This window comes from Spirosoma jeollabukense (genome assembly GCF_054777855.1).
Map to the genome: position 1 here is coordinate 279,852 of NZ_BAAHAD010000005.1, position 23,871 is coordinate 303,722.

17 protein-coding genes are annotated in these 23,871 nt (G+C 51.1%); 5 read left to right on the forward strand and 12 right to left on the reverse strand.

The window, feature by feature from the left end; translation table 11 throughout:
- Positions 1–5 precede the first annotated feature (5 nt).
- The 10 genes from ACYVEA_RS20565 to ACYVEA_RS20610 form a co-directional block, all read right to left on the reverse strand.
- Entirely contained in the window at positions 6–1,358 is a 1,353-nt protein-coding gene (locus ACYVEA_RS20565) for a uracil-xanthine permease family protein (protein ID WP_461115311.1), read from the reverse strand.
- A gap of 70 nt (positions 1,359–1,428) precedes the next feature.
- Positions 1,429–2,697, reverse strand: a complete 1,269-nt coding sequence (gene preA, locus ACYVEA_RS20570) for an NAD-dependent dihydropyrimidine dehydrogenase subunit PreA (RefSeq protein ID WP_461115312.1) — start codon at positions 2,695–2,697, stop codon at positions 1,429–1,431.
- An 81-nt stretch (positions 2,698–2,778) separates the two neighbouring features.
- On the reverse strand, positions 2,779–4,134 hold the full coding sequence (locus tag ACYVEA_RS20575) for an NAD(P)-dependent oxidoreductase (RefSeq protein ID WP_461115313.1): 1,356 nt from the start codon (positions 4,132–4,134) through the stop codon (positions 2,779–2,781).
- A gap of 66 nt (positions 4,135–4,200) precedes the next feature.
- Positions 4,201–4,578 carry a four helix bundle protein gene (locus ACYVEA_RS20580; RefSeq protein WP_461115314.1) on the reverse strand — a complete coding sequence of 126 codons (378 nt, stop codon included), beginning with the start codon at positions 4,576–4,578 and terminating at the stop codon, positions 4,201–4,203.
- A 90-nt stretch (positions 4,579–4,668) separates the two neighbouring features.
- Complete coding sequence (locus tag ACYVEA_RS20585; protein ID WP_461115315.1) at positions 4,669–5,535, reverse strand: nitrilase-related carbon-nitrogen hydrolase; 867 nt, start codon at positions 5,533–5,535, stop codon at positions 4,669–4,671.
- Between the two features lie 103 nt (positions 5,536–5,638).
- Positions 5,639–7,021, reverse strand: a complete 1,383-nt coding sequence (gene hydA / locus ACYVEA_RS20590) for a dihydropyrimidinase (protein WP_461115316.1) — start codon at positions 7,019–7,021, stop codon at positions 5,639–5,641.
- 130 nt (positions 7,022–7,151) lie between these two features.
- Positions 7,152–8,672 carry an NCS1 family nucleobase:cation symporter-1 gene (locus ACYVEA_RS20595; protein ID WP_461115317.1) on the reverse strand — a complete coding sequence of 507 codons (1,521 nt, stop codon included), beginning with the start codon at positions 8,670–8,672 and terminating at the stop codon, positions 7,152–7,154.
- A gap of 96 nt (positions 8,673–8,768) precedes the next feature.
- Positions 8,769–9,812, reverse strand: coding sequence for a nucleoside hydrolase (locus ACYVEA_RS20600; RefSeq protein WP_461115318.1), 1,044 nt, complete (start codon positions 9,810–9,812; stop codon positions 8,769–8,771).
- A gap of 95 nt (positions 9,813–9,907) precedes the next feature.
- Positions 9,908–11,254 (reverse strand): aminotransferase class III-fold pyridoxal phosphate-dependent enzyme, encoded by a 1,347-nt coding sequence (locus ACYVEA_RS20605; RefSeq protein ID WP_461115319.1) that lies wholly within the window; start codon positions 11,252–11,254, stop codon positions 9,908–9,910.
- A gap of 114 nt (positions 11,255–11,368) precedes the next feature.
- On the reverse strand, positions 11,369–12,826 hold the full coding sequence (locus tag ACYVEA_RS20610) for a CoA-acylating methylmalonate-semialdehyde dehydrogenase (protein ID WP_461115320.1): 1,458 nt from the start codon (positions 12,824–12,826) through the stop codon (positions 11,369–11,371).
- 108 nt (positions 12,827–12,934) lie between these two features.
- Between ACYVEA_RS20610 and ACYVEA_RS20615 the strand changes: the two genes are divergently transcribed.
- The 3 genes from ACYVEA_RS20615 to ACYVEA_RS20625 all read left to right on the forward strand — a co-directional run bounded on the left by ACYVEA_RS20615 (position 12,935) and on the right by ACYVEA_RS20625 (position 16,551).
- On the forward strand, positions 12,935–13,405 hold the full coding sequence (locus ACYVEA_RS20615; protein ID WP_461115321.1) for an Lrp/AsnC family transcriptional regulator: 471 nt from the start codon (positions 12,935–12,937) through the stop codon (positions 13,403–13,405).
- A gap of 227 nt (positions 13,406–13,632) precedes the next feature.
- Positions 13,633–14,634 (forward strand): family 43 glycosylhydrolase, encoded by a 1,002-nt coding sequence (locus ACYVEA_RS20620; RefSeq protein ID WP_461115322.1) that lies wholly within the window; start codon positions 13,633–13,635, stop codon positions 14,632–14,634.
- Between the two features lie 33 nt (positions 14,635–14,667).
- Complete coding sequence (locus ACYVEA_RS20625; RefSeq protein WP_461115323.1) at positions 14,668–16,551, forward strand: heparinase II/III domain-containing protein; 1,884 nt, start codon at positions 14,668–14,670, stop codon at positions 16,549–16,551.
- Between the two features lie 149 nt (positions 16,552–16,700).
- On the opposite strand, the gene ACYVEA_RS20630 is transcribed toward ACYVEA_RS20625, so the two are convergent.
- Positions 16,701–17,564 (reverse strand): DUF4349 domain-containing protein, encoded by an 864-nt coding sequence (locus ACYVEA_RS20630; RefSeq protein ID WP_461115324.1) that lies wholly within the window; start codon positions 17,562–17,564, stop codon positions 16,701–16,703.
- Between the two features lie 286 nt (positions 17,565–17,850).
- Between ACYVEA_RS20630 and topA the strand changes: the two genes are divergently transcribed.
- Positions 17,851–20,517: a type I DNA topoisomerase gene (gene topA / locus ACYVEA_RS20635; RefSeq protein WP_461115325.1), complete on the forward strand. Its 2,667-nt coding sequence runs from the start codon at positions 17,851–17,853 to the stop codon at positions 20,515–20,517.
- A 176-nt stretch (positions 20,518–20,693) separates the two neighbouring features.
- Here the strand turns inward: topA and ACYVEA_RS20640 are convergent, their stop codons facing one another.
- Positions 20,694–21,269 (reverse strand): hypothetical protein, encoded by a 576-nt coding sequence (locus ACYVEA_RS20640; protein WP_461115326.1) that lies wholly within the window; start codon positions 21,267–21,269, stop codon positions 20,694–20,696.
- Positions 21,270–21,566: 297 nt separating this feature from the next.
- Between ACYVEA_RS20640 and ACYVEA_RS20645 the strand changes: the two genes are divergently transcribed.
- On the forward strand, positions 21,567–23,864 hold the full coding sequence (locus tag ACYVEA_RS20645; RefSeq protein WP_461115327.1) for a glycoside hydrolase family 20 protein: 2,298 nt from the start codon (positions 21,567–21,569) through the stop codon (positions 23,862–23,864).
- The last annotated feature ends 7 nt before the right edge of the window (positions 23,865–23,871 follow it).

Here is a 23,871-nt window from a genome sequence, read left to right on the forward strand (position 1 = left end):
AACATTTACACCACTTCAGCAGGTTCTTCTTTCAGCTGCTTTTGATCGCCGATTGGCAATAGCAGATTAAGCAGTAGAGCGACCAGTCCACCCGCCGAGACGCCTGACTCTAAGAACGTTTGAACCACGCTCGGCAGTGTTTTTAGCCATTCCTCCTGCGAGGGAACGCCAAGGCCGACACCCAACGAAATCGCGGCAATGAGCGCGTCTCGTTGCGACAATCCGCCCGACACCATCAGGCGAAGTCCCGATACGGCCACCAGCCCAAAAAGCATGATCGCTAGGGCGCCTAATACGCAGGGCGGCATGACGGTAATCCAGCGACCTACGGGCGGAAAGAGTCCCAAACAAAGCAGAATGATCGCCATCATCCAGCCGATACGTCGGGCGGCAACACCCGTCATCTGGATAACGCCGTTATTCTGGGCGTAGGTTGCACTCGGAAAACCACCGACCAGGGTCGAACCAATGCAGGTCAGTCCATCGGCTAAAATACCCCCGCGAATTCGTGCCCAATGATCGGGGCCGTCGGTGGGTAAGCCCGATAATTGCGACGTAGCGGTTATGTCGCCCATCGCTTCCAGGACGCAGACGAGGTAGATAAACGCAAATGGGAATAACAGTTCCCATTTGAACGCCAGACCGTGCGGAAAAAGCCGGGGCAACGTAATCCAGGAACCATTACCGGGAGCAGGGCTTTGAAGCCAGCCCATCGCCCCACAAATTATATAACCCGTAACCACGCCAACCAGCACAGCCGCCATTCGTGCCCAGGCTTTGTTAATCGACTGAGCGATAACCATCATCACAATGACGATCATCGCAACCAGACCACTGCTCCAGGCGGGAGCACCTTCGGCGGGCAATTGAGCAATACTTCTCATACCCGTTGGAATCAGCGAAAGCCCGATCAGTAAGACAACGATCCCTGAAACCAATGACGTAAAAACGCGTTTCAGTTTGGGCAAAAAGGGTGCTAACGCCAGTTGTACGGGGGTTCCCGCCAGCGACATACCCACCATGAGCGGCAATCCACCCGTTGTGCCCGCCTGAATCAGCGGGGCCAGAAACGCAAAACTTGTTCCGGTAATGCTAAGTAGTCCAGAGCCGACAACCCCAAAGCGCATCGTTTGCAGGAACGTACCGAGGGCCGATGCCACCAGTGCCATGCTGACCAGATAGGCCGTATCCTGCGGATTAACATGTAAAATACCCGACAAAATCAGCGCTGGCGTAATCGTTCCAACGACCATAGCCCCTACCTGCTGTAGACTTACCAGGAGTGCCGGAATCAGCGGAACTCTGTCTTCCAGGCCGTAAACGAGACGGGTCGGTTGCGCGTTGACGGGTTCGTTCATAGGTTGTAAATGATGAATTATAAATGATGATCAAGCTAGTAATCAGTAGAAATCATCATTTATCATTTTATTAGTGGTCGTTCAATGGCAAACCGCGCCGTTGAAATTCTTTCCAGTTTACATAGTCGTCGCCCTTGCGTTGCTCCACCATCGTAATGCAACTATCGACGGGACACACCAATTTACACAAATTACAGCCAACGCACTCATCTTCTTTGATCGAATACGTATTAAATGGCTTGCCAAACGACAGATTGATCGACTGGTGCGATGTGTCTTCGCAGGCGATGTAGCACAAGCCGCAATGAATGCACTTGCCCTGGTTGATGTTGGCGACGATGTGGTAATTGATGTCAAGATCCTCCCAATGCGTGATCGTTGGCACCGATTTCCCGATGAAGTCGTCGAGGGTGTTGAAGCCTTTTTCGTCCATCCAGTTGTTCATCCCATCAATCATATCCTCAACAATACGGAATCCGTGTTTCATGGCCGCCGTACATACCTGCACGTTTGAAGCACCCAGCAGCATAAATTCAACGGCATCTTTCCACGTACTGACACCCCCAATTCCCGAGATTGGCATTCGGGCCGTCATCGGGTCCTGGGCAATGGTGGTCAGCATTTTAAGCGCGATGGGTTTAACCGCCGGTCCGCAATAACCCCCATACACCGATTTTCCGGCTACGTAAGGATTGGGTACGAACGTATCCAGATCGACACCCGTGATCGACTGGATGGTGTTGATGAGCGACAGCGCGTTTGTTCCCCCCTCAACCACAGCCCGGCCTGTCGGCACGACGGAATGGACATTGGGCGTCAGTTTGGTTATGACCGGGATGGTTGCTTTCTCCATTACCCATTCGACCACCATTTTGGCAATCTCCGGGTCCTGGCCCACGGCCGCCCCCATGCCCCGTTCGGTCATGCCGTGCGGACAGCCGAAGTTGAGTTCGAGGCCGTGCGCACCCGTATCTTCGACCTGCGCAATTAGCTCATGCCATTTTTCGCGGCTGTTGTCGGCCATAAGCGACACGATCATTGCCCGGTCGGGAAACAGCCGAACACACTCCGCAATTTCGCGGAGGTTAATGTCCAGCGGCCGGTCGGAGATGAGTTCGATGTTGTTGAATCCCATCATCCTGGTTCCTCCGTAATCAATCGACGAATACCGCGATGATACGTTCTTGACCTGACTCCCCAAGGTCTTCCAGACGACACCACCCCAACCGGCTTCGAAGGCACGTAGTACATTGTATTGTTTATCCGTTGGGGGGGCGCTCGCCAGCCAGAACGGGTTAGGCGATTTGATACCGAGGAAATTTGCGCTTAAGTCAGCCATGTTATAAAGAGTGAAGGAGCGAAAGAGCGAAAGAGTGAAAATTGCTTACGCCAGCTTCTATCGAACCAGCGAACCGCTCTTTCACTCTTTCGCTCTTTCGCTCTTTATAAAACCTAGTATCGCCCTCGCACCATCCTTACCCGCCTGCACCGCATCGACCACTTCTTTGCCGCCGTTGACGCAGTCGCCCCCCGCGAAGACGCCGGGAATGTTAGTAGCACAATGGCTGTCTATGGCAATTTTACCGTTCCAGTTAGTAATCGCATGGCTGCTCACCAGTCCTTCATAAGGAACCTGACCGGCGGCTTTGATTACCATATCGACGTTTAACGTAATGGTTTCACCCGTTTCCACCGGTGACCGGCGACCGCTGGTATCGGGTACGCCCAGTTCCATTACGTTGCAGATCAGCTGCGTTACCTGGCCGTTTTCGCCAATGATTTCTTTGGGCGACGCCAGCCAAATGATCGTACAGCCGTCCAGCTTCGCCAGATTTAGCTCCACTTCGGTGCTGGGCATTTCGGCCTGCGTCCGGCGATAAACGATTGTTACTTCTGTGGCTCCCAGCCGTTTAGCCTGGGTAGCCGCATCGATGGCGGTCATGCCGAGGCCAATGACCGCCACTTTATCGCCAACGGGTATGGACGGATACCCTTTCTCCCGAATGTCGTAAATGAACCGTATCGCATCTTCAACACCCGCCAGGTCTTCGCCGGGAATGTTCAGCTGCCGTGCCACCCCAACACCGATGCCGATATAGATCGCATCGTAATTGACCTGTAATTCGTCCAGCGATACGTTCCTGCCCAGTTCCTGCTCATACTTAATCTCGATACCGCCCAGCGACGTAATGAAATCAACTTCATCTTCACAGAATTCGGGCGTCACTTTATAGGCCGCAATGCCGTAGGTCATCAGGCCACCGCCTTTGCTTTCTTTCTCGTAAATCGTTACGTCCACGCCTTCCCGGCTCAGTACGTGTGCGCAACTCAGTCCCGCCGGACCCGCGCCTACTACGGCGACCCTCCGCACGATTGAGGGCTTGCGCTGGAACAACGGCCATTTGTGTGCAATCGCTTTTTCGGTCGAGTAGCGTTGCAGTTTGGCAATCGGAATGGGCGGTTCCTCCAGAAAATTATACACGCAGGAACCTTCGCACAATTTCTCAACCGGGCAGACTTTCGAGCAGCCGCCCCCCATAATGTTGGCATCCAGAATCGTATAGGCCGACCCTTTGATGTTGTCGGTGGTGATCTGCTTGATGAACTTAGGAATGTTGATGCTCGTCGGGCAGCTTTTAATGCAGGGGGCATCGTAACAAAACAGACAGCGATTTGCTTCCACCAAAGCCGCTTCGCGCGAGTCGAATGGCGGGTGGATGTCGCTGAAGTTTTGCTCGTACTGTTCAGCCGTTAATCGATTGTTGAGAATTGCCATACTTTTTTAGTGAAGAATGAAGAATAAAAGCATCTGAGTTATTCTTCACTCTTTACTTTTTAACCTTCATCCCATTTTAGCTTTTAAGAGATTCTCTTGTGCAGTTTTTTGGATAGACCCCAGAATTTTGACTAATTCTTCACAATCTGATAACATTGATTCAAAAGTCTTTTTATCGAGATATTCTGTTGCTCCCAATAACCTCAACCAGTATCTAGTTTCGCGAGCTTCTTTATAGGCAATTCCTATTTTAGCTGTAAATTCCTTCTTCGTTAATCCACCAGTTGCTTCTTCTACATTGGAACCTATGCTGGTTCCGCTTCGCAGAATTTGATCTGCCAGAGAATAAATTCGATGTTCTTTACACAGCCATTGGTACATACGAATAATACGTATTGAAAAGTCAAAAGACTTAACCTGAATAATACTTTCTTTTTCGAACATACTTGCCTACTAGTTAAAGAACAGAAATGATGAATATAGGCGATTCTCAATTTTTTATTCTTCACTCATCACTCTTAATTCTTCACTAATTTAAAGTTCGACCAATTTATCATACGTCTCCGGTCGCCGATCCCGGAAGAACTGCCAGACGCTACGTACTTCGTCAATTACGTCGAGGTCAAATTCGGAAATAAGCAATTCATCCTTGTCTTCGGAGGCCGTAGCGAAAATCTGACCCCGTGGGTCAACGAAGTACGACGACCCGTAGAAACGACCCAGATTCCAGGGCTTTTCTTGCCCGACGCGATTGATACACCCCATAAAATAACCATTGGCAGCCGCGTGGGCGGGTTGCTCCAATTTCCAGAGGTATTGCGACAAACCCGCTACCGTGGCCGATGGATTATACACGATTTCGGCACCGTTCAGGCCCAGGCAACGGGCGCCATCCGGAAAGTGACGGTCATAACAGATGTACACGCCAACTTTGGCATACATCGTCTGGAAAACCGGATAGCCCAGATTACCGGGTTTAAAGAAAAATTTCTCCCAAAAACCCGACGTGTGTGGTATGTGATTCTTGCGGTATTTGCCCAGATACGTACCGTCGGCGTCGATCACAGCAGCCGTGTTGTATAGCACACCCGGCTGCTCTTTTTCGTAGACAGGAACGATCATCACCATCTTGTATTTTTTGGCGTACTCGGCCATCCGGTCGGTGGTTGGACCGGGAACGCTTTCGGCCGACGCATACCACGCGCTGTTCTGGCCCGGGCAGAAATACGGCGTGTTGAAAATCTCCTGCAAACACAGGATCTGCACGCCTTTTTCACCGGCCTCTTCGATGAGCGGAATGTGTTTCTGCACCATCGCTTCTTTTATTTCTTCAATCGTGCCTTCCCCCTCGGTCTTCGGCAGGCTCATTTGTATCAGTCCCGATTTAATAATTCGTGGCATACTAGTGTGTTTTCTGTTTACGGTTTTCTGTTTACAGTTGGCTGGCGCATGAGAAATGATGCGTCAGCCAACTGTAAACAGAAAACCGTAAACGGTGAACTTGTTAGATTTTTCCGTTCATTTTACTACGTTTAATAAACTGGCCGTATCCCTTATCAACCAGGCATTTATCGCCGTCAATGGCCACCCGACCACGTAGTAAAACGGTTTTTACTTTTCCGGTTAGCTCCCAGCCTTCATAACCTGAATAATCGACGTTCATATGGTGGGTTTTCGCCGAAAGTATATGCGTTTCGTTGGGGTCGAAAATGACAATATCCGCGTCGCTGTCCACCGCAAGGGTTCCTTTTCGAGGAAACATGCCGAAGATTTTCGCCGGGTTTGTACACGCCACTTCGACGTATTTATTCAGTGTAATTTTGCCTTTGTGAACCCCTTCGCTGTAGAGCAATTCCATCCGGTTTTCGATGGCCGGATGCCCGTTGGGAATCTTCGAAAAATCGTCTTTCCCCATCAGTTTCTGCGCCCACATAAACGGGCAATGATCCGTAGCAACGACCTGCACCAGACCCTGATTGATACCGGCCCACAGCGCTTCCTGATCTTTTTTCTCCCGTAACGGTGGACTCATGACCCACTTAGCCCCTTCGAAATTTTGCTCGTAAAGGGATGCGTCGAGGATCAGGTATTGGATGCAGGTTTCGGCATATACTTTCTGATTCCGGCGGGTTGCGTTCCGAACGCCGTTCAAAGCACCTTCGCAGGTCATGTGAACAATGTAGCCGGGACATCCGGTGTAATCAGCCAAGTCGGTAAAACGGCAGCTGGCTTCGGCTTCGGTCACTTCGGGCTGCGAGAGATAATGATAAAGCGGACTTAGTTTGCCTTCCGACCGATGTTTGGCAATGAGGTAATCGATCATGTCGCCGTTGGTTGCGTGAACCGTCACCAGGCCGCCCTGCTGCTTCACCTCCTGCATCAGCCCCACCATCTGGCTGTCATTGATCATCAATGCTCCTTTGTAGGCCATGAACGTCTTGAACGACGTAATTCCCTCGTTTTCAATCATCTCCCGAATCTCAGCTTTCGTATTTTCGTTGAAATCCGTGACGGCCATGTGAAAGCTGTAGTCCCCAACGGTGGTGCCTTTGGCGCGGGAATTCCAGTCATCCAGTGCCTCTTTGAGCGAATGCCCCTGTTTTTGCAGGACGAAATCAATGACAGTCGTTGTGCCACCGTGCAAAGCCGCACGGGTGCCCGTTTCGTGCGTATCGCTCGAAAACGTCCCCATAAACGGCATCGCCAGATGAACGTGCGGATCGATACCGCCGGGAAAAACCAGTTTACCCGACGCATCAATGGTCGTATCCGCCTGAACAGACAGATTCTTGCCGATGGCGGAAATCGTTTCGCCCTCCACGAAAATATCGGCAACGTAATCGTCGGCAGCCGTAACGATCCGACCGTTTTTAATAAGTATAGACATGTTCGCTCTTAGTGTTCTTGGCTAAGAAATCGTTTGAAAACCCCTGAATCCCCTGAAGGGGACTTTCCTCGCATATAGACAAAGCCCCCTTCATGGGATTGAGGGCTTCTCAAACCTACTACCGCATTCGTTATGCATTTAGCGAAAAATCCTCTGTGCTCTTTGCGCTATACATTGCGCCTTTTGCATTTATTTTTCCTCTCATCAACCCCAAATACAAAAGCCCACTCACGAAAAAACCGACGAACCAAGCGTAATTGTAAAGCTGGGAAATCCAGCCGGGAACACTGTCTATGGGGATGACTTTGATGGTTGTCAGGAAACCCGGAATATTCGGAAGAATCCCCGCCAGCAACGCAATAATGGCGGCTGAATTAAAGCCGTTTTTAAACTGGTAAATGCCCGTTTCGCTGTACAAATCAGTGAGTATAAGTTTCTGTTTGCGAAGGAAGAAATAGTCCGCAATCATGATACCGCCAACGGGGCCAAGCAGGCTGGAATACCCGACTAACCAGGTAAAAATGAAGCCCGTCGGATCGGCGATTAGCTTCCAGGGAAAAATTAAGATACCGATCACGCCGGTGATATAGCCCCCTTTTCGGAAGTCAATTTTCGAGGGAGCCAGATTGGCAAAATCATTGGCCGGACTGACAATATTTGCCGCAATGTTGGTCGCCAGTGTTGAAACGGCTACCGCAATCATGGCAACGCTCACCAGAATTTTACTATCAAATTTCCCGGCTAAAACGAGCGGGTCCCAGATGGTGGTGCCGTAAATGATGGTCGTCGCCGACGTAACGACGACGCCGATGAACGAGAAGAGCGTCATGGAGGGTGGAAGGCCAATAAGCTGCCCCCGAATTTGTGCCCGCTGCGTGGTGGCGTAGCGCGTGAAATCCGGGATATTTAGCGATAACGTAGCCCAGAAACCAACCATGCCCGTCAAGGCCGGAAAGAAAAATGCAAAAAACTCGGCTGAGGTCGCGAATTTGGCTGGTTGCTCCAGAATCGGACCAAGACCATTTCCAGCCGATATCGCCCACCAGAGCAACGCTAACGCGGCAACGGGCAGAAAGAAAGCCTTGAAAACCAATAGTTTGCGAATACTATCAACGCCGAGATAAACGACGTACATGTTCAACAACCAGAACAGCAGGAAGCAGATCGCCGGACCCGTTTGCAAGCCAAACGAAGCCGGAAAAACGGGCGGTAGTGTCTCCAGCGACGGAATCCATAACCGAAGCATCTGGTAGATCGAAAAGCCGCCAATCCAGGTCTGAATGCCGAACCAGCCACAGGCAACCACGGCACGTAGTAATGCGGGAATGTTAGCGCCACTGGTCCCGAAACTGGAACGTACCAACACCGGAAACGGAATGCCATATTTGGCCCCCGCATGCCCATTCAACACCATCGGAATCAGCACAATACTGTTACCCAGGAAAATGGTAAAAATGGCCTGCCACCAGTTCATGCCACCCTGTATAAGCGAACTGGCCATCATATAGGTGGGAATACACAGGCTCATGCTGATCCAGAGAGCCGCATAGTTCCAGGTATTCCACGTTCGTTTCGACGCGGGAATGGGCGCTAAATCTTCGCTGTACAGGGCGGACGACTCATCTACGGTTGCTTCAGTAAATTCCTGCATAAGTTTTCGGTTTACGGTATTCAGTTTTTGGTGGGCTGACGCATGAGCAGGTTCGCGACAGCCACCAAAAACCGAATACCGTAAACTACAAATTATTCAACTCATTTTCAACGTATCAAATACCATTTTCTTAAACTTGGCTTCGTCGGCCTCCACGCAGATCGTAGCATTAGGCGGTTTTCCCCAGACGCCGAGTTCGTCAATAGCTAACGCCCCCAGGGTTAATTCTCCCCGCGTTTCGACATCCACAAAACGCGAGACTTTCTGCGTCACCAGCGTTGGGTCAATCACGGCGGCTATGGTAATGGCGTCGGGGTGATTGGACCCGTCCATCTTCTGATGTTCTTTGCAATACTTCCGACGGACTTTGTTGATCTTCATGAAAAAGTCGCTGTATTTCGTCCCTAGCTTTTCCACTTTGGCGTAGTCGTTATCTGTAAACACAGAGCTTTTAACACTCACGTCGAAACCAACCGTCGTAAGCGGAATGCCCGATTGAAAAACGATTCGGGCTGCTTCGGGATCAACCCAGGCGTTATACGTAGCACCTGGGTTGATGTTGCCATAAAACTTGTAGAAACCGCCCATGAAATACAACTCTTTGATCTTTTTCGCAATGGATGGTTCTTTCAGTAATGCCAACGCTATGTTAGTGAGCGGGCCAATCGCCACAATCGTCAGTTCGTTTGGGTACTTGTCCACCAGTCGGATAATGGCATCGACGGCGTGTTCTTTCTCCGGTTTTTGTTGCGGGTCAGGGAAGAATGAATCGCTCATGCCATCGCTGCCATGCACGTATTTCGCATTGCCGTGAACCTCCCGAACCATTGGACGCGCCGAACCTTGATAAACCGGAATCTGATCCTTCTTTCCAGCGATCTGAAGTGTATACAGCGCATTCTTTGTTTGCTGGTCAAATCCAACATTTCCGCACGTAATGGTGATGGCTTCAACGTTCAATCTGGGTGACGTAACGGCCATCAGCACCGCTACGGCATCGTCTGTTGCCGTGTCGCTGTCCAGGATAATTCGCTTTACAGGATCGGCTTTTCCAACTGACGCAAACGTTGTAGCGGGCAGTAAAGCCGAGGCCGTCCCCACTGAAAGTACCTTGATAAATGTGCGTCTTGCGGTGAGCATGTTTTTACGGTTTATAGTTTACGGTATTCGGTTTTTAGGAAAACTATCGCATGGTTGTCTTTGCGACAGCGAACCATAAACCGAAAACTGTAAACCTAGCTTACGTATTCGTCAGCAATTTTAAGGGCTTCGCTGATGATCGCTAAACCCTTGTCAATTTGCTCTTTGGTGACGCAAAGCGGTGGTGCCACAAATACGTAACTCCAGCGGACGAAGGTGTACATGCCCAACTCTTTGATCTTGGCAGCTACTTTGCTCATCACGGCCATTTCATCGGGCTTGGCGTTGAAGGGCGCCATGGGCTCTTTCGTCTTCCGGTTTTTGACCAGTTCAAAACAGCCAAGCAGACCCGTATTTCTGAAGTCCCCGATGCTCGGATGCTTCTGCATCAAAATAGCAGCTTGTTCATCCATGTATCTGCCCATTTCGACGGTGTTCTCGATCAGATTTTCGTCCTCATATACTTTCAGGGTTTCCAGCGCAGCCGCACAACCCACCGGATGCGCAGCATAGGTCATGCCCGTCGCTAACACTGTATCGTCGTAGCGGGACGCGATTTTATCCGTCACCATCAGGCAGCCGAACGGAATATAACCGCTCGTAATCCCTTTTGCCATGGTGACCATATCCGGTACAATGTTGTGATTTTCAAAGCCAAACCATTTGCCGGTACGTCCGAAACCACTCATCACCTCGTCAATGATCAGCAAAATACCGTGTTTGTCGCAGATGTCCCGAACGGCGGCCAAATAGCCAACCGGGTATTGCAGACAGCCCGACGTTCCCGACTCGCCTTCCAGCATAATAGCCGCAATGTTGCCCGGTCCTTCGTAGGCAATGATTCGCTCCAACTGAGCCACAGAGTCCGTCAGCATACTGGCTTCGTCGTGGTTCCAGCGGTATTTATACGGAATATCGATGTGCACAAAATTGGGCGCCTGCTGCGCGTCATCGGGGAGTTTGCGGGGGTCGCCACCCACCGATAACGTACCATACGTAGCGCCGTGATACGATTGGTAGCGACTCAGGATTTTGTGTCGTCCGGTATATAAGCGCGCCAGTTTAATAGCTGCTTCATTAGACGTAGCCCCACACAACGTGAAGAAGGCTTTATTCAGATCGCCGGGGCAGATTTCAGCCAGCTTTTTACCCAGTTCCCCCCGAACTTTAGTCACGCAATAAGGCGTCACATAGCTCACTTCCTGCATTTGCCGAACGACAGCCTCCGTAATCCGCTGATTCCCATGCCCGATATTCACATTCATCAGACCCGACGAAAAGTCGATGTATCGCTTGTCGTCGTAATCGTACAGGTAAACGCCTTTGGCGTATTTCACCGCGATGGGCGAAATATTTTTCTGTTTGCTCCAGGCGAACACGGTGTAATCGAAGCTATCCTGAAGAACTTCCTGTGTTTCGGAAAGTGTTGCTGTGTCAAGCATAGTTTTTTTGGTTTATGGTTTGAAGTTTACGGTATTTGGTTTACAGTTTACGGTAGGCTGACGCGTCAGTTACTCATGCGTCAGCCTACCGTAAACTGTAAACCAAATACCATTCTAACTCATCCAGTTAATCCCCGCTTCGGGGTTCCATTTAGTCGTGCTTTTCTTCAGTTTTGTCCAGAATTCGATGGAGCTTTTGCCGGTGATATCCCCTACCCCGAAGCGACTGTCGTTCCAACCGCCAAACGAAAACGGTTCACGCGGAACGGGGACACCGACGTTGACACCCACCATGCCGGCACTGGCTTTGTCGATGACGTAGCGCGCCATGCCGCCGTTCTGGGTAAACACCGAAGCTGCATTTCCGTAGGGATTGGCGTTCTCGATGGCCAGTGCTTCATCGACGGTGTTGGTCCGCATGATGCTGATGACCGGCCCGAAGATTTCTTCCTGCGCAACGGCCATATCGGGTGTTACGTAGTCAATCACCGTTGGGCCGACATACGTACCTTTTTCTTTGCCTGCTACCGTCGGATTCCGGCCATCAACCAGCACTTTCGCGCCCTGCCTTTCGGCATCGGTAATGTATTGTTCGATACGTTCCTTGGAAGCCCGGTTGATTACAGCCCCCAGATTTCCGCCGGGAATCATTTTTTGAGCTTCCTCACAAAGTTTTTCGATGATGTGATCGACCGGCCCGACGGCTACCATCGCCGAAGCCGCCATGCACCGCTGACCCGCGCAACCCGCCATCGACGCCGTAATGTTTTGAGCTGTCATACCCGGAATGGCATCCGGCAAAACGATCAGGTGATTTTTGGCACCACCCAACGCCAGGCAGCGTTTGTAATTGCTGGTGGCCCGTTTATAAACAGTTTTGGCGATCTTCGTCGACCCCACAAATGACACGGCTTCGATGTCCGGATGGTCGCAGATGGCTTCTACTACGTCTTTATCGCCGTGTACTACGTTGAACACGCCCGCTGGCAAACCCGCTTCCTGTAGCAACTCCGCCAATCGGCCCACACTCAGCGGCACTTTCTCCGATGGCTTGAGAATCATGCAGTTGCCCAATGCAATGGCGTTCGGGATTGTCCAGTTGGGGACCATGCTCGGAAAGTTGAACGGCACGATGCTGGCAACCACGCCCAGGGGTACGTGTTCGGTGCGGCACTCAACCCCCCGACTCACTTCCAGAATTTCTCCGGTAACGATTTGGGGGAGCGAACAGGCAAATTCGGCCAGTTCAGCGCCTTTCTCGATTTCAGCTACGGCTTCTGCGTAAGTTTTCCCGTTTTCTTCCTGAACCAGCAACGCAAGTTCGTCTATATTCTTCTCTAACAGCGCTTTATAGCGAAAAAAGACCTGCACTCTTTCTTTGATAGTCGTCCGGCTCCAGCCTGGGAAGGCCGCTTTAGCCGCCTTGACTGCAGCATCCAGATCATTGGCCGTCGATAGCGGAACCGTTGACAGAAACGTACCATCAACAGGGGAAATCACTTCCTGCGTTCGGTCGGTCATTGCCTCAATAAACTGGCCGTTTATATAATTCTGAATGGGGGTATACTTCATGGTTTTGTTGCGCTGCTGCACTTTTTGCAGAAATAAGATGTGTAAGCTAAAAATTATTTAGATAGTAGTCAAATTTTAACAATATTTTTACGGTGCAAAACCACGGTAATGGAAAAGACACAAAGCACACTGGATGAATTAGACTTCGCGATTCTGTCGTGTCTACAGAAAGATGGACGTATGTCCTTCACGGAAATTGCCGAACAGTTGAGTGTGTCGGTGGGCACCGCCCGTACCCGCCTGAACCGATTAATTGACGACGGAGTGATTAGTATCATCGGGCGGGTTGACCCCGATAAAGTTGGCTTTAAGGCCTATGCGCACGTGGCGGTATACATACGGCCCGCTACGTTGAAAGAGCAGGTTGCCCAGACAATTTCCCAAATGCCCGAAGTGAGTTTTCTGGCCAGTACGTCGGGGGATTATGACCTGGAAGTGGACGTTATGTGTCCGACAAACAACGATTTGGTCGAGTTTATCAACGAGATTTCAACGATCGAAGGCATTTACCAGACCAAAACGACGCTCTATTTTAAAGTCTATAAATACGCACAACCCGATCTGAATTTACTCAAGTAAATTTGGCCATTTCTATTTTTTGTCCTCCCGACAAAGGAGGGGCAGAAAATAGAAATTCAAAGTACCTGTTGATCTTAGTTGAAGGCAGCGAAATAGGAAATTTCGCTGCCTTCGTATTTTTCATAGATAGCTATATCAGTAACAATCAGCCGTTGATTGCTTGACTACTGATAAGCGCAGCACTTACCTTGCTGGCTGCCTATCCGCAACTTAATCTTAAGGCTACTATGTCTTTAAAACTTGTCTGTTTCGGTTTGGCATTGATGCTGAGCGGTGGATTCTGCCTGCCCGTAGCGGCTCAAAACCTACCGCCCAGGATGCTATTTGGCGACGCTACGTACCGAAAATCGGGCTATTCCAAAGATCCGCACGTTGTTCGGTTTAAGGGGCGCTACCTGCTCTATTATTCCGTGCCGATGGGAAAAGACTCTACCGGCGCCGACATATGGGGTATTGGCATTGCCAAAAGTCTCGATTTAACGAACTGGCAGAAAATTGGCGAAATCAAACCGGCTACCGACTATGAGAAAAAAGGTCTGTGTGCGCCCAGTGCACTTGTCCGCGATGGCAACGTACATCTTTTTTATCAGACCTACGGCAACGGCCGGAAAGACGCGATTTGTCACGCGGTTTCTGCCGATGGTATTCAATTTACCCGCAATGCTACCAACCCGATCTTCAGCCCTGCCCTATCTGACTGGTCATACGGGCGGGCCATCGATGCGGAAGTCTACAAGTTTAAAAACCAGTATTTTCTGTATTTCGCGACCCGCGATACGGCCTATAAAATTCAGCAGTTGGGTGTTGCCGTCGCCCCGGCAGCGACCAACTTTAACCGCGACGACTGGAAACAGGTTGCCACCGACGGACCCATTCTAAAGCCCGAACTTCCCTGGGAAGGCGAGTGCATCGAAGCGCCGTCCATCATTCAGCGGGGCAACGAACTGGTCATGTTCTACGCCGGAGCCTACAATAACTGGCCGCAGCAGATTGGCGTGGCCAGCAGCAAAGACGGTCTGCACTGGGAACGGATGCAGTCGGTGCCTTTCCTGAAAAATGGGTCGCCGGGCAGTTGGAACGCCAGCGAATCGGGGCATCCGCATATTTTTCTGGACACCACGGGCAAAACCTACTTGTTTTTTCAGGGAAATAACGACAAAGGTAAAACCTGGTTTTTGTCGAATATTCCCGTCACCTGGAACGGTAAAAAACCGATTCTGAGCCCTTAATCGGCGTTTACATCCAACAGACACGCTTACGCAATGATCACGAAAAACTCATTTCTGAAGTCCATAACGTGGCTGGTTTTCCTGCCTTCCCTCACATGGGCGCAGGTGGATCGGGTTGGAGCTGCCAGATTTCCGGACCATCCACGAATTCTGTTACTAAAAGGCGAAGAGGCAACGATCCAGCGAACCGTCAGCGCCGACAAAACCTGGGGACATCTGAACCAGGCCATCCTGACGGAATGCGACGGAATGCTGCCCCTGGCTCCCTTAGAACGTATCAAGATTGGCAGACGGCTGCTTTCTACCTGCCGGGAGGGGTTACGCCGGATATTTTACATGGCCTATGCCTATCGCATGACCCATCAGGAAAAGTATTTGAAACGGGCTGAACAGGAATTGCTGGCCGTATCGGCTTTCAGCGACTGGAATCCAACTCATTTTCTGGACGTTGCCGAAATGACGATGGCCGTCTCCATTGGGTACGACTGGTTGTATAACGCCCTGTCGGCTGAATCGCGGGCGGCTATCAAAGACGCCATTCTGAAAAAAGGCGTTGAACCGTCGCTGGACACGAAATTCAATAGCTGGCTCACGGTTACCAACAACTGGAATCAGGTTTGCAACGCGGGCATGGCCTACGGAGCGATGGCTATTTACGAAGACCAGCCGGAGCTTGCCAAACGTATCATTAATCGGTCGATCGAATCGATTGTGCGGCCCATGGGCGATTATAGCCCCAACGGCGCTTATCCCGAAGGGTACAGCTACTGGGGATACGGAACGAGCTTCAACGTCATGTTTATCAGCGCGCTCGACAAGTTGTTCGGCACCGACTTTGGCCTCTCGCAGAAACCGGGCTTCCTGAATTCAGCGGGCTATATGGAAAACATGACTGGCCCAACCGGTGACGCCTTCAATTACTCCGACTCGGGTCTTAACGGGGAGTTGCAGCCAGCCATGTTCTGGTTTGCCAACAAGCTAAAAGACCCTTCGTTGCTCTGGGAGGAACGTCGTTATTTGACCAACCCCGCCGAAACAAAACGGCAGGTAAAAGATCGGTTGCTGCCCGCTACGTTACTGTGGAGCAATGGTATTAGTATGGACGCCATTCGTGCGCCTAAATCCACTACGTGGGTTGGATCGGGAACCACACCCGTTGCCCTGATGCGGACATCCTGGTCTGATCCGGCAGCTATTTTTGTCGGATTTAAAGGCGGCAGTCCCGGTACGAATCACGCTCATATGGACGCCGGTTCGTTTGTGATGGACGCGGATGGCGTACGCTGGGCGATGGATTTCGGGATGCAGAGTTACGAAACGCTGGAATCGAAAGGCGTTGATTTGTGGAATAAAACCCAGCATTCGCAACGATGGGAGGTATTTCGCTACAACAACTACGTCCATAATACGCTAACCATCAACGATAGCCTCCAGCGCGTCGCGGGAAAAGCGGAGATTACCAGCGCATCGAACACGCCTTTGTTCATGAATGCCACTACTGACCTCACGACTGTTTATAAAGGTTCGGTGGCGCAAGCCAAACGCGGCATTGCCATCATGAACAAAGACTACGTAGTGGTTCGGGATGAGCTGGAAACACTGCCAACAGCCACAACGGTTCGCTGGACGATGCTGACATCCGCCACGGTTACCGTCACTGGCAATAAAGCCGAATTGACGAAGGATGGCAAAAAACTAACGCTGCTCGTGCAGGAACCGGCAACGATCGAATTAAAGACCTGGCCTACCGATCCGCCCCACGACTACGACGCACCCAATCCGGGTACAACGCGGGTCGGGTTTGAGGTAACCGTTCCCACTAAGGCTAAAACGGCACTCACGGTGTTGCTCATTCCTGAAAAAGCAGCTACGAAAATAGCCACCAACGTACAGCCACTAGACCAATGGCCACATTAACTTTGGAAGCCCTATGATTACCCGCAAAGAATAAATTCATAGTGGTTGCGTACCTGACGGCATGCGCGAAACGTATTTCTCCATTTACCTACCGACGCTACGCTGATAAGCCCTTACCGGGCTAGAAAGTAATACCAACTTCCCATATTTTAAACGTTGGCCTGCTGTTTCTGGCGACGCCAGCGCTGAATCAGCCAACTAACCAAAAGGACTACCAGGCCCACTGGCAGAAAGTAAAATGCGCCGATCACTACGTTCCCCATTAATCGAAAACCGTCGGTGAAATTGCGCCAGATCTGCGCATAAAATGGTTCCTCGGGCCGCAGAGCGACTTCCGTCTGCTGATAATAGGTTAGCTGGATGGTACTCAGGGCAATTTCGTCTTTCAACTGGCGAAATTCGGCCTCCTGCACTTCGCGCTCCTCCCGAATCTGACCCAGCTGTTCTTCCACTTTCAGTACATCCGCTACGGAACGGGCCTGTTTAAGCAGTTTCAGGTAGGTTTCTTCAACCGCTTTTTTGCTACGTATCCGGGCATCCATATCCACGTATCGGCGCGTAATATCTTCCGTGGTAATCGTTTTGGTATCGGTAAACATGGACTCTTTCAGGATGGAGGCCAGCAACGCATCGAAGCGAGTGGCGGCTATCCGAATCGTCAGGGCGTTTTCGATGCTGTTATCGGTTTTGGTTTCGTTCGAACGTTCAAGCTGCCCACCCGCCTGCTGAACGGCCTGTTCAATATTCTTTCCCGACGCCGTAAAGTCGTTCACACGGATGCGCAGTTGAGCATTCCGGACAAGCTGCCGGTTGATTACGGCGGTTGGCTGATTCTGCTCGGGTTGTGGGGACGGCAGGGGTTCTGTCTCCTCAGCCGCTTGCGGTGAAGCCGCCAATTTCATGGTGGCCATATCCGTAGGAACCGCTTGACTGACCCTCGACTGACTGGTGCCGGACTCCGACTGGCAAGCCGTAGCGGCCAGTAATAAGACGAATAGTAAAAAATTATTCATACCGCTTAGATGCTTGACGGCACCAAATTCCATAAGCTGGTTTTAACGATGGAATATCCCTTAAAATAGGCCATACTAGCTCATTTATATGGGTTTTATGGTGTATAACCGAACTGGGAGTCATTACGTGTTGTTACCTATATACAAGTGCTCCGAGAAGCCAACAATCCTCCACTTTAGTATCGTTTCACAAAACTTGTCTTGCACAAGTCAGTGCTTTTGCGTCTATATTTGGCTCGATTCGTGGTATAAGGCAGCGGAGACCGTTTCAACTTAATAATCGATTATGTCGAAAAACTTAGTCATAGTGGAGTCGCCGGCGAAGGCGAAAACCATTGAAGGCTACCTGGGCAAGGACTTCACCGTGAAATCCAGCTTCGGTCACGTACGCGATTTGCCCAAAGACGGGCTTGCCGTAGACGTACTGAACGGCTTCAAGCCATCGTACGAAGTTTCGCCAGACAAGAAGAAGTTAGTTAGTGAATTGAAATCGCTTGCCAAGGCAGCCGACGAAGTTTGGCTGGCAACAGATGACGACCGCGAAGGCGAAGCCATTTCGTGGCACCTTAAGGAAGCACTCGGTCTGCGCGACAATACCAAACGGATTGTTTTTCGTGAAATCACGAAGACGGCCATCCAAAATGCCATCAAAGCACCCCGCACCATTGACGTCGACCTGGTGAATGCTCAGCAGGCCCGTCGTGTACTGGACCGGCTGGTGGGCTACGAACTCTCGCCGGTACTGTGGCGCAAGATCAAAGGCGGCAGCACAGGTTTATCAGCGGGGCGTGTGCAGTCGGTTGCGTTACGGCTCGTTGTCGAACGGGAGCGCGAAATTGACAAACACTCGGCGAAATCGTCGTTTAAGGTGACCGCTCAGTTCATTGTTGACGGCAACAAAGTGCTGAATGCTGAGCTGCCTAAGAACTTTGCTACGTCGGGTGAGGCCCGTGCGTTTCTGGAGGCTTGTATTGGTGCTACGTTCACGATTAAGAGTTTAGAAACCCGTCCGGCCAAAAAGACGCCCGCACCACCGTTTACGACGTCGACGCTGCAGCAGGAAGCCTCGCGCAAACTGGGTTATTCGGTAGACCGCACCATGCGCATTGCGCAGAACCTGTACGAAGCTGGTAAGATTTCGTACATGCGGACTGACTCGACGAACCTCTCGCAGGAAGCGATTGATAAAGCGGTGGCCGAGATTAGTTCGGAGTTTGGCGAAAAATACATCCAGACCCGGCAGTTCAAAACTAAAAATGAATCGGCTCAGGAAGCGCACGAAGCCATTCGGCCCACGAACTTCAACGACCGGAGTGCGGGTGCCGACCGCGACCAGAAACGGCTGTATGAACTGATCTGGAAACGGGCGATTGCCTCCCAAATGTCCGACGCGCAACTCGAACGCACGACGGTAACGATCAGCATTAAATTTGCGAATGGCGTAACCACAACGGTTCAGACCAATATTGACGATAGCCCATTTGCAGATACCCCTACTACTGGCAAGGTACAGTCACTTCCAAATGAGCTGGTTGCTCAGGGTGAAGTGATTAAGTTCGATGGATTTCTACGCGTTTATCTCGAATCGAAAGATGATGAGGACGACGAAGATGCCAAAGGTATGCTGCCTCCGCTCACGATCGGGCAATTGCTGAACCTGGGTCAGATGAAAGCCACCGAGAAATTTACACGGCCGCAACCACGCTACGCGGAAGCCTCGCTGGTGAAGAAGCTGGAAGAAATGGGCATTGGCCGCCCTTCGACGTACGCGCCCACGATTTCGACGATCATCAACCGGGGCTACGTTGTCAAGCAGGACAAACCCGGCCAGGAGCGAAAGTACGTTGAATATACGCTTCAGCAGAATCAGGTCAGCGAAACCAGTGGAAAGGAAACGTTCGGCTCCGAAAAAGCCAAATTATTCCCGACCAATACCGGAATCGTGGTGAATGATTTTCTGGTCGAATATTTCCCGGATATCGTCGATTATAAGTTCACCGCGACGGTCGAGAAGGAGTTCGATGAGATTGCCGACGGACGCATGAACTGGCAGACCATGCTGGGCAGTTTCTACGGCGATTTCCACAAGAACATCGAAGACATTCAGGGTTCGTCGATTGTCTCGTTCAAAACCGGCGCCCGCGATCTGGGTCTTGATCCACGTTCGGGCAAGAAGGTATCGGCCCGATTGGGCAAATACGGGGCCTACGCGCAAATTGGCGAATCGACCGACGACGAAAAGCCGCAGTATGCCAACCTTCGCGATGGTCAGTTGATTGAAACCATTACGTTACAGGATGCACTGGACTTGTTTACCTTACCGCGCGAAGTCGGTTTCTTTGAGGACAAACCCATGACCATCGGCATTGGTAAGTTTGGGCCTTACGTGAAGCACGACGACAAGTACGTATCGCTCACGAAGGAAGATGACCCATACACGATTGACGAAGACCGGGCGATCCAACTCATCCAGCAGAAACGGGCGGAGTCGGTCAGTGAAGCGCTGGGCGAGTTTGAAGGCAAATTAGTCTCGACAGGCAAAGGTCGCTTTGGACCCTATGTCAAGTTTGACGATAAATATGTTTCGTTACCCCGCAATGAATCGCTGGCGGACCTGACCCTCGAACGGGCCATCGAATTGATTCAGGCCAAGCGGGTAACGGAAGCCAATAAATACATCCGGGAATTCCCGGAAAATCCGGCTGTGAAAGTCGTGAACGGCCAATACGGTCCTTATCTGGCCGTGGGCAAGCGGAACGTCAAAATCCCTAAGGATATTGATCCCGCTACGTTGACCCTCGAAGATTGCCTGAAACTGGCGGGCGACGAACCCGCAGGCAAAGCACCGGCAAAAAAGGCGGCCGCTGCCAAAGCGCCAGCCAAGACAAAAGCGACAACCGCTACAGCCAAGAAGCCAGCCGCCACGGCGAAGAAGGCAACGGCAAAGAAATAGCGTAGCGAATTCCGCCTTCAACTAAAAAAGGTTGACTTGCAGCAAGTCAACCTTTTTTAGTTGAGCAAAACTGGGTTATTGCTTATTGAATTACCCCCAACCCCCTGAAGAGGGCTTAAGTTGAGAATAGTTGAGCTAAGCCCCCTTTAGGGGGTTGGGGATAATTCACGATTTAATCAAATTCCTAACACACCAACCAGTACGCCAAGCGCGCCCACCAAGCCTATAATCAGGCCAATAAAGGCGACCGTGCCAGAGCCTGCAATCAACATGATTAACCCGGCGATCAACAGCACAGCGCCACCGATCAGCTTGCCGTTATTGATCATCGCTTTTTCGGGGTGGTTCGGGGCAAGTTGCTTGCTGATCTGTTTATTCATTTTCTTAATCACCAGCCGCTCCATCAAGCTCATTTTGTGTGATGAACGGGTTGCCTTCGGGCTCATCGTTCCATCAGTTGAGGTCAGCAGATGGGTCAACCTGACCATACGCGTAGTCAGGGTTTTACTGGTCGCCTGTTTGCTATCGGTGCTGACATAGGCTTCCGACTGAGCGATCGCCGTACTGGCCTGCGCAGGCGACTCGTTCAATGGCGCACTAGCCTGAACAGGTACAGTTACTGGCTGCGGGTTAGACGTAGTGAACGTTTCAGTGGAGCCGTGCTGAAAATAAGCAACCGGGCGGCTACATGAAGAAAGTATGGCGGCAGCTACCAAGGCCGCACTCAGTTGTTGAGTGAACGTAGAGGTCATTAATCATTCTTGTTTTTAAAGTAGACATTACCGGGCTTCTTGACCGCATCCGTCCAGACGGGTTAATTTACAGGTCAGAAAACTCGTGCCGCTAAGTAAAACGGTTTTTCAACCGCAACCGCACGGCAACGCTATTTATAATCTGTTCTTAATGGTCTTCCCATCCCTACAGCTTCTCTTTACGGATAATCCAACCTGGTTGTTATCATCTACCGGGAGGTCTTTTATTTTGTGCCCTTTCGAAAAATCATCGCTATTTTGCCACCTAAACCATAGTATCGTCGCTATATCAGCCGCATGAAATACCTGCTTTTTTTTCTGTTTACTGCCAGCTCGGCATTTGCTCAACCCGATAATCAATACAACCTTATTCCCTTTCCTGCCCGATTTGCCGGACAAAATGGTCAATTCACGCTCTCGGCCAGCACCCGTGTGGTGGTGGCTCCGGGCACGGATGCGAGTGTCAAAGCAGTAGCGCAAACCTTTATCAACCAGGTCAAAACAGCTAACGGCTTATCGCTGACGCTGGCACCCACCAGCCCGGCGTTAACGAAAGGAGCGCACATTTTCCTGTCACTGAACAAGAAACTGGCGCTTGGCGACGAAGGCTATAAACTGACCGTAACTCCAACGCGGGTGCTGGCCGAAGCGGCTACGCCTAAAGGGTTGTTTTATGCGGCCCAAACCATGCGGCAGCTCTTACCGGTAGGCCCTCTGCCCTCCGCCCAAAGCTCTTCGCTAACCATGCCTGCCTGCGCCATTACTGACAAACCCCGCTTTAGTTACCGGGGGCTTCATCTCGACGTATCACGGCATTTTATGCCTGTGTCGTTCGTCAAAAAGTACATCGACCTGCTGGCGATGCATAAACAAAACACGTTTCACTGGCATTTGACCGACGATCAGGGATGGCGCATTGAAATCAAAAAATACCCAAAACTGACGCAGATCGGTAGCAAACGGGCCGAAACAGTCGTCGGTCAATATTTCCAGAATTACCCGCAACAGTTTGATGGCAAGCCCGTTGGTGGATTTTATACGCAGGAAGAAATCCGGGACGTAGTACGCTATGCGCAAAGCCGGTTCGTGACCATTGTCCCCGAAATTGAAATGCCCGGCCACGCGCTAGGTGCCCTGGCCGCTTACCCCGAATTAGGCTGTGAGCCAACCAAAGCCTATCAGGTAGCCACGAAATGGGGCGTTTTCGATGATGTCTTCTGTCCATCCGACAAAACGTTTGGCTTCTTGCAAGACGTATTGACGGAGGTTATCGCCTTATTTCCCGGAAAATACATTCACATCGGGGGCGACGAGTGCCCGAAAACAGCCTGGAAAAATAGCGCGTTTTGCCAGGAGTTGATGAAGAAAAATAACCTGAAAGATGAACACGAACTACAAAGCTATTTCATCCGACGTATTGAGAAGTTTGTGACCAGCAAAGGCCGGGCCATCATTGGCTGGGATGAAATTCTGGAAGGTGGCCTTGCTCCGAACGCGACCGTAATGAGCTGGCGGGGCACTGAGGGGGGCATTGCGGCCGCTAAACAGAAACACAACGTAGTCATGACGCCCGCCGGCACCTGCTACATGGATTACTACCAGGGCAACCCGGCTACCGAGCCGCTGGCGATTGGCGGCTACCTGCCGCTCGATCAGGTTTATGCCTACGAACCCATGCCTGCTGAACTATCGCCCGCCGAGCAGAAATACATCCTGGGCGTTCAGGGGAACATCTGGACGGAATATACACCCACACCCGAAGCCGTTGAGTACATGGTATTTCCCCGGGCGATTGCCATTGCCGAACTTGGCTGGATGCAGGCCGGTCCGCATAATTTTGAGGATTTCGCGCAACGGCTAAAAAATCACCTGCCGCGTCTTACCGGGGTCAATTACGCTAAGCGGCTCTTTGATATTTCGGCTACTACGCAGGCTAACGATCAGGGTCAAATACAGGTCGTTCTGAAAAAACTGGACGCTGACAGCCGGATTTTCTATACGCTGAACGGCAAAGAACCTAATCCACAAAGCACCGAATACATCGGACCAATCACGCTCACGAAAACCACGACAATTCGGGCCATCACGCAAACGGGCGGCCAACTGACGCAGACGTTCACCCTCCACAAGGGCAAAAATAAGCCGTATACCTATGCCAGTGCGCCCAACCAGCGCAGCGACCCGAAAACGGTCAAACTTACCGATGGCGTTCGGGGAGAAACACCGCGTGACCGACGACAATGGGTAAGCTTCTCCGGTTCAGATATGGACGTAACGGTTGATCTTGGCGACGTAACGAGTGTCACGAAAGTGTCGCTGAATTTCCTGAAAGTCATTTTAGAGAAAAACTTCCCGCCCACGTCTGTTGACATTGCGCTATCAAAGGATGGCACCGACTACAAAGAAGCCATTGCCCAACCCGTCAAGTATGAGCTGAATGGTCCCTGGGACATTCTGCCCGTCGTGGCCGACTTTAAAACAGCCCGCGCGCGCTACGTTCGCATTCGTGCCAAAAACGCGGGGGTCTGCCCGGCTGGTCACCCGAACGCTGGTGAAAAAACGTGGTTCGCCACGGATGAAATTGTAGTAGAGTAAATTTTAC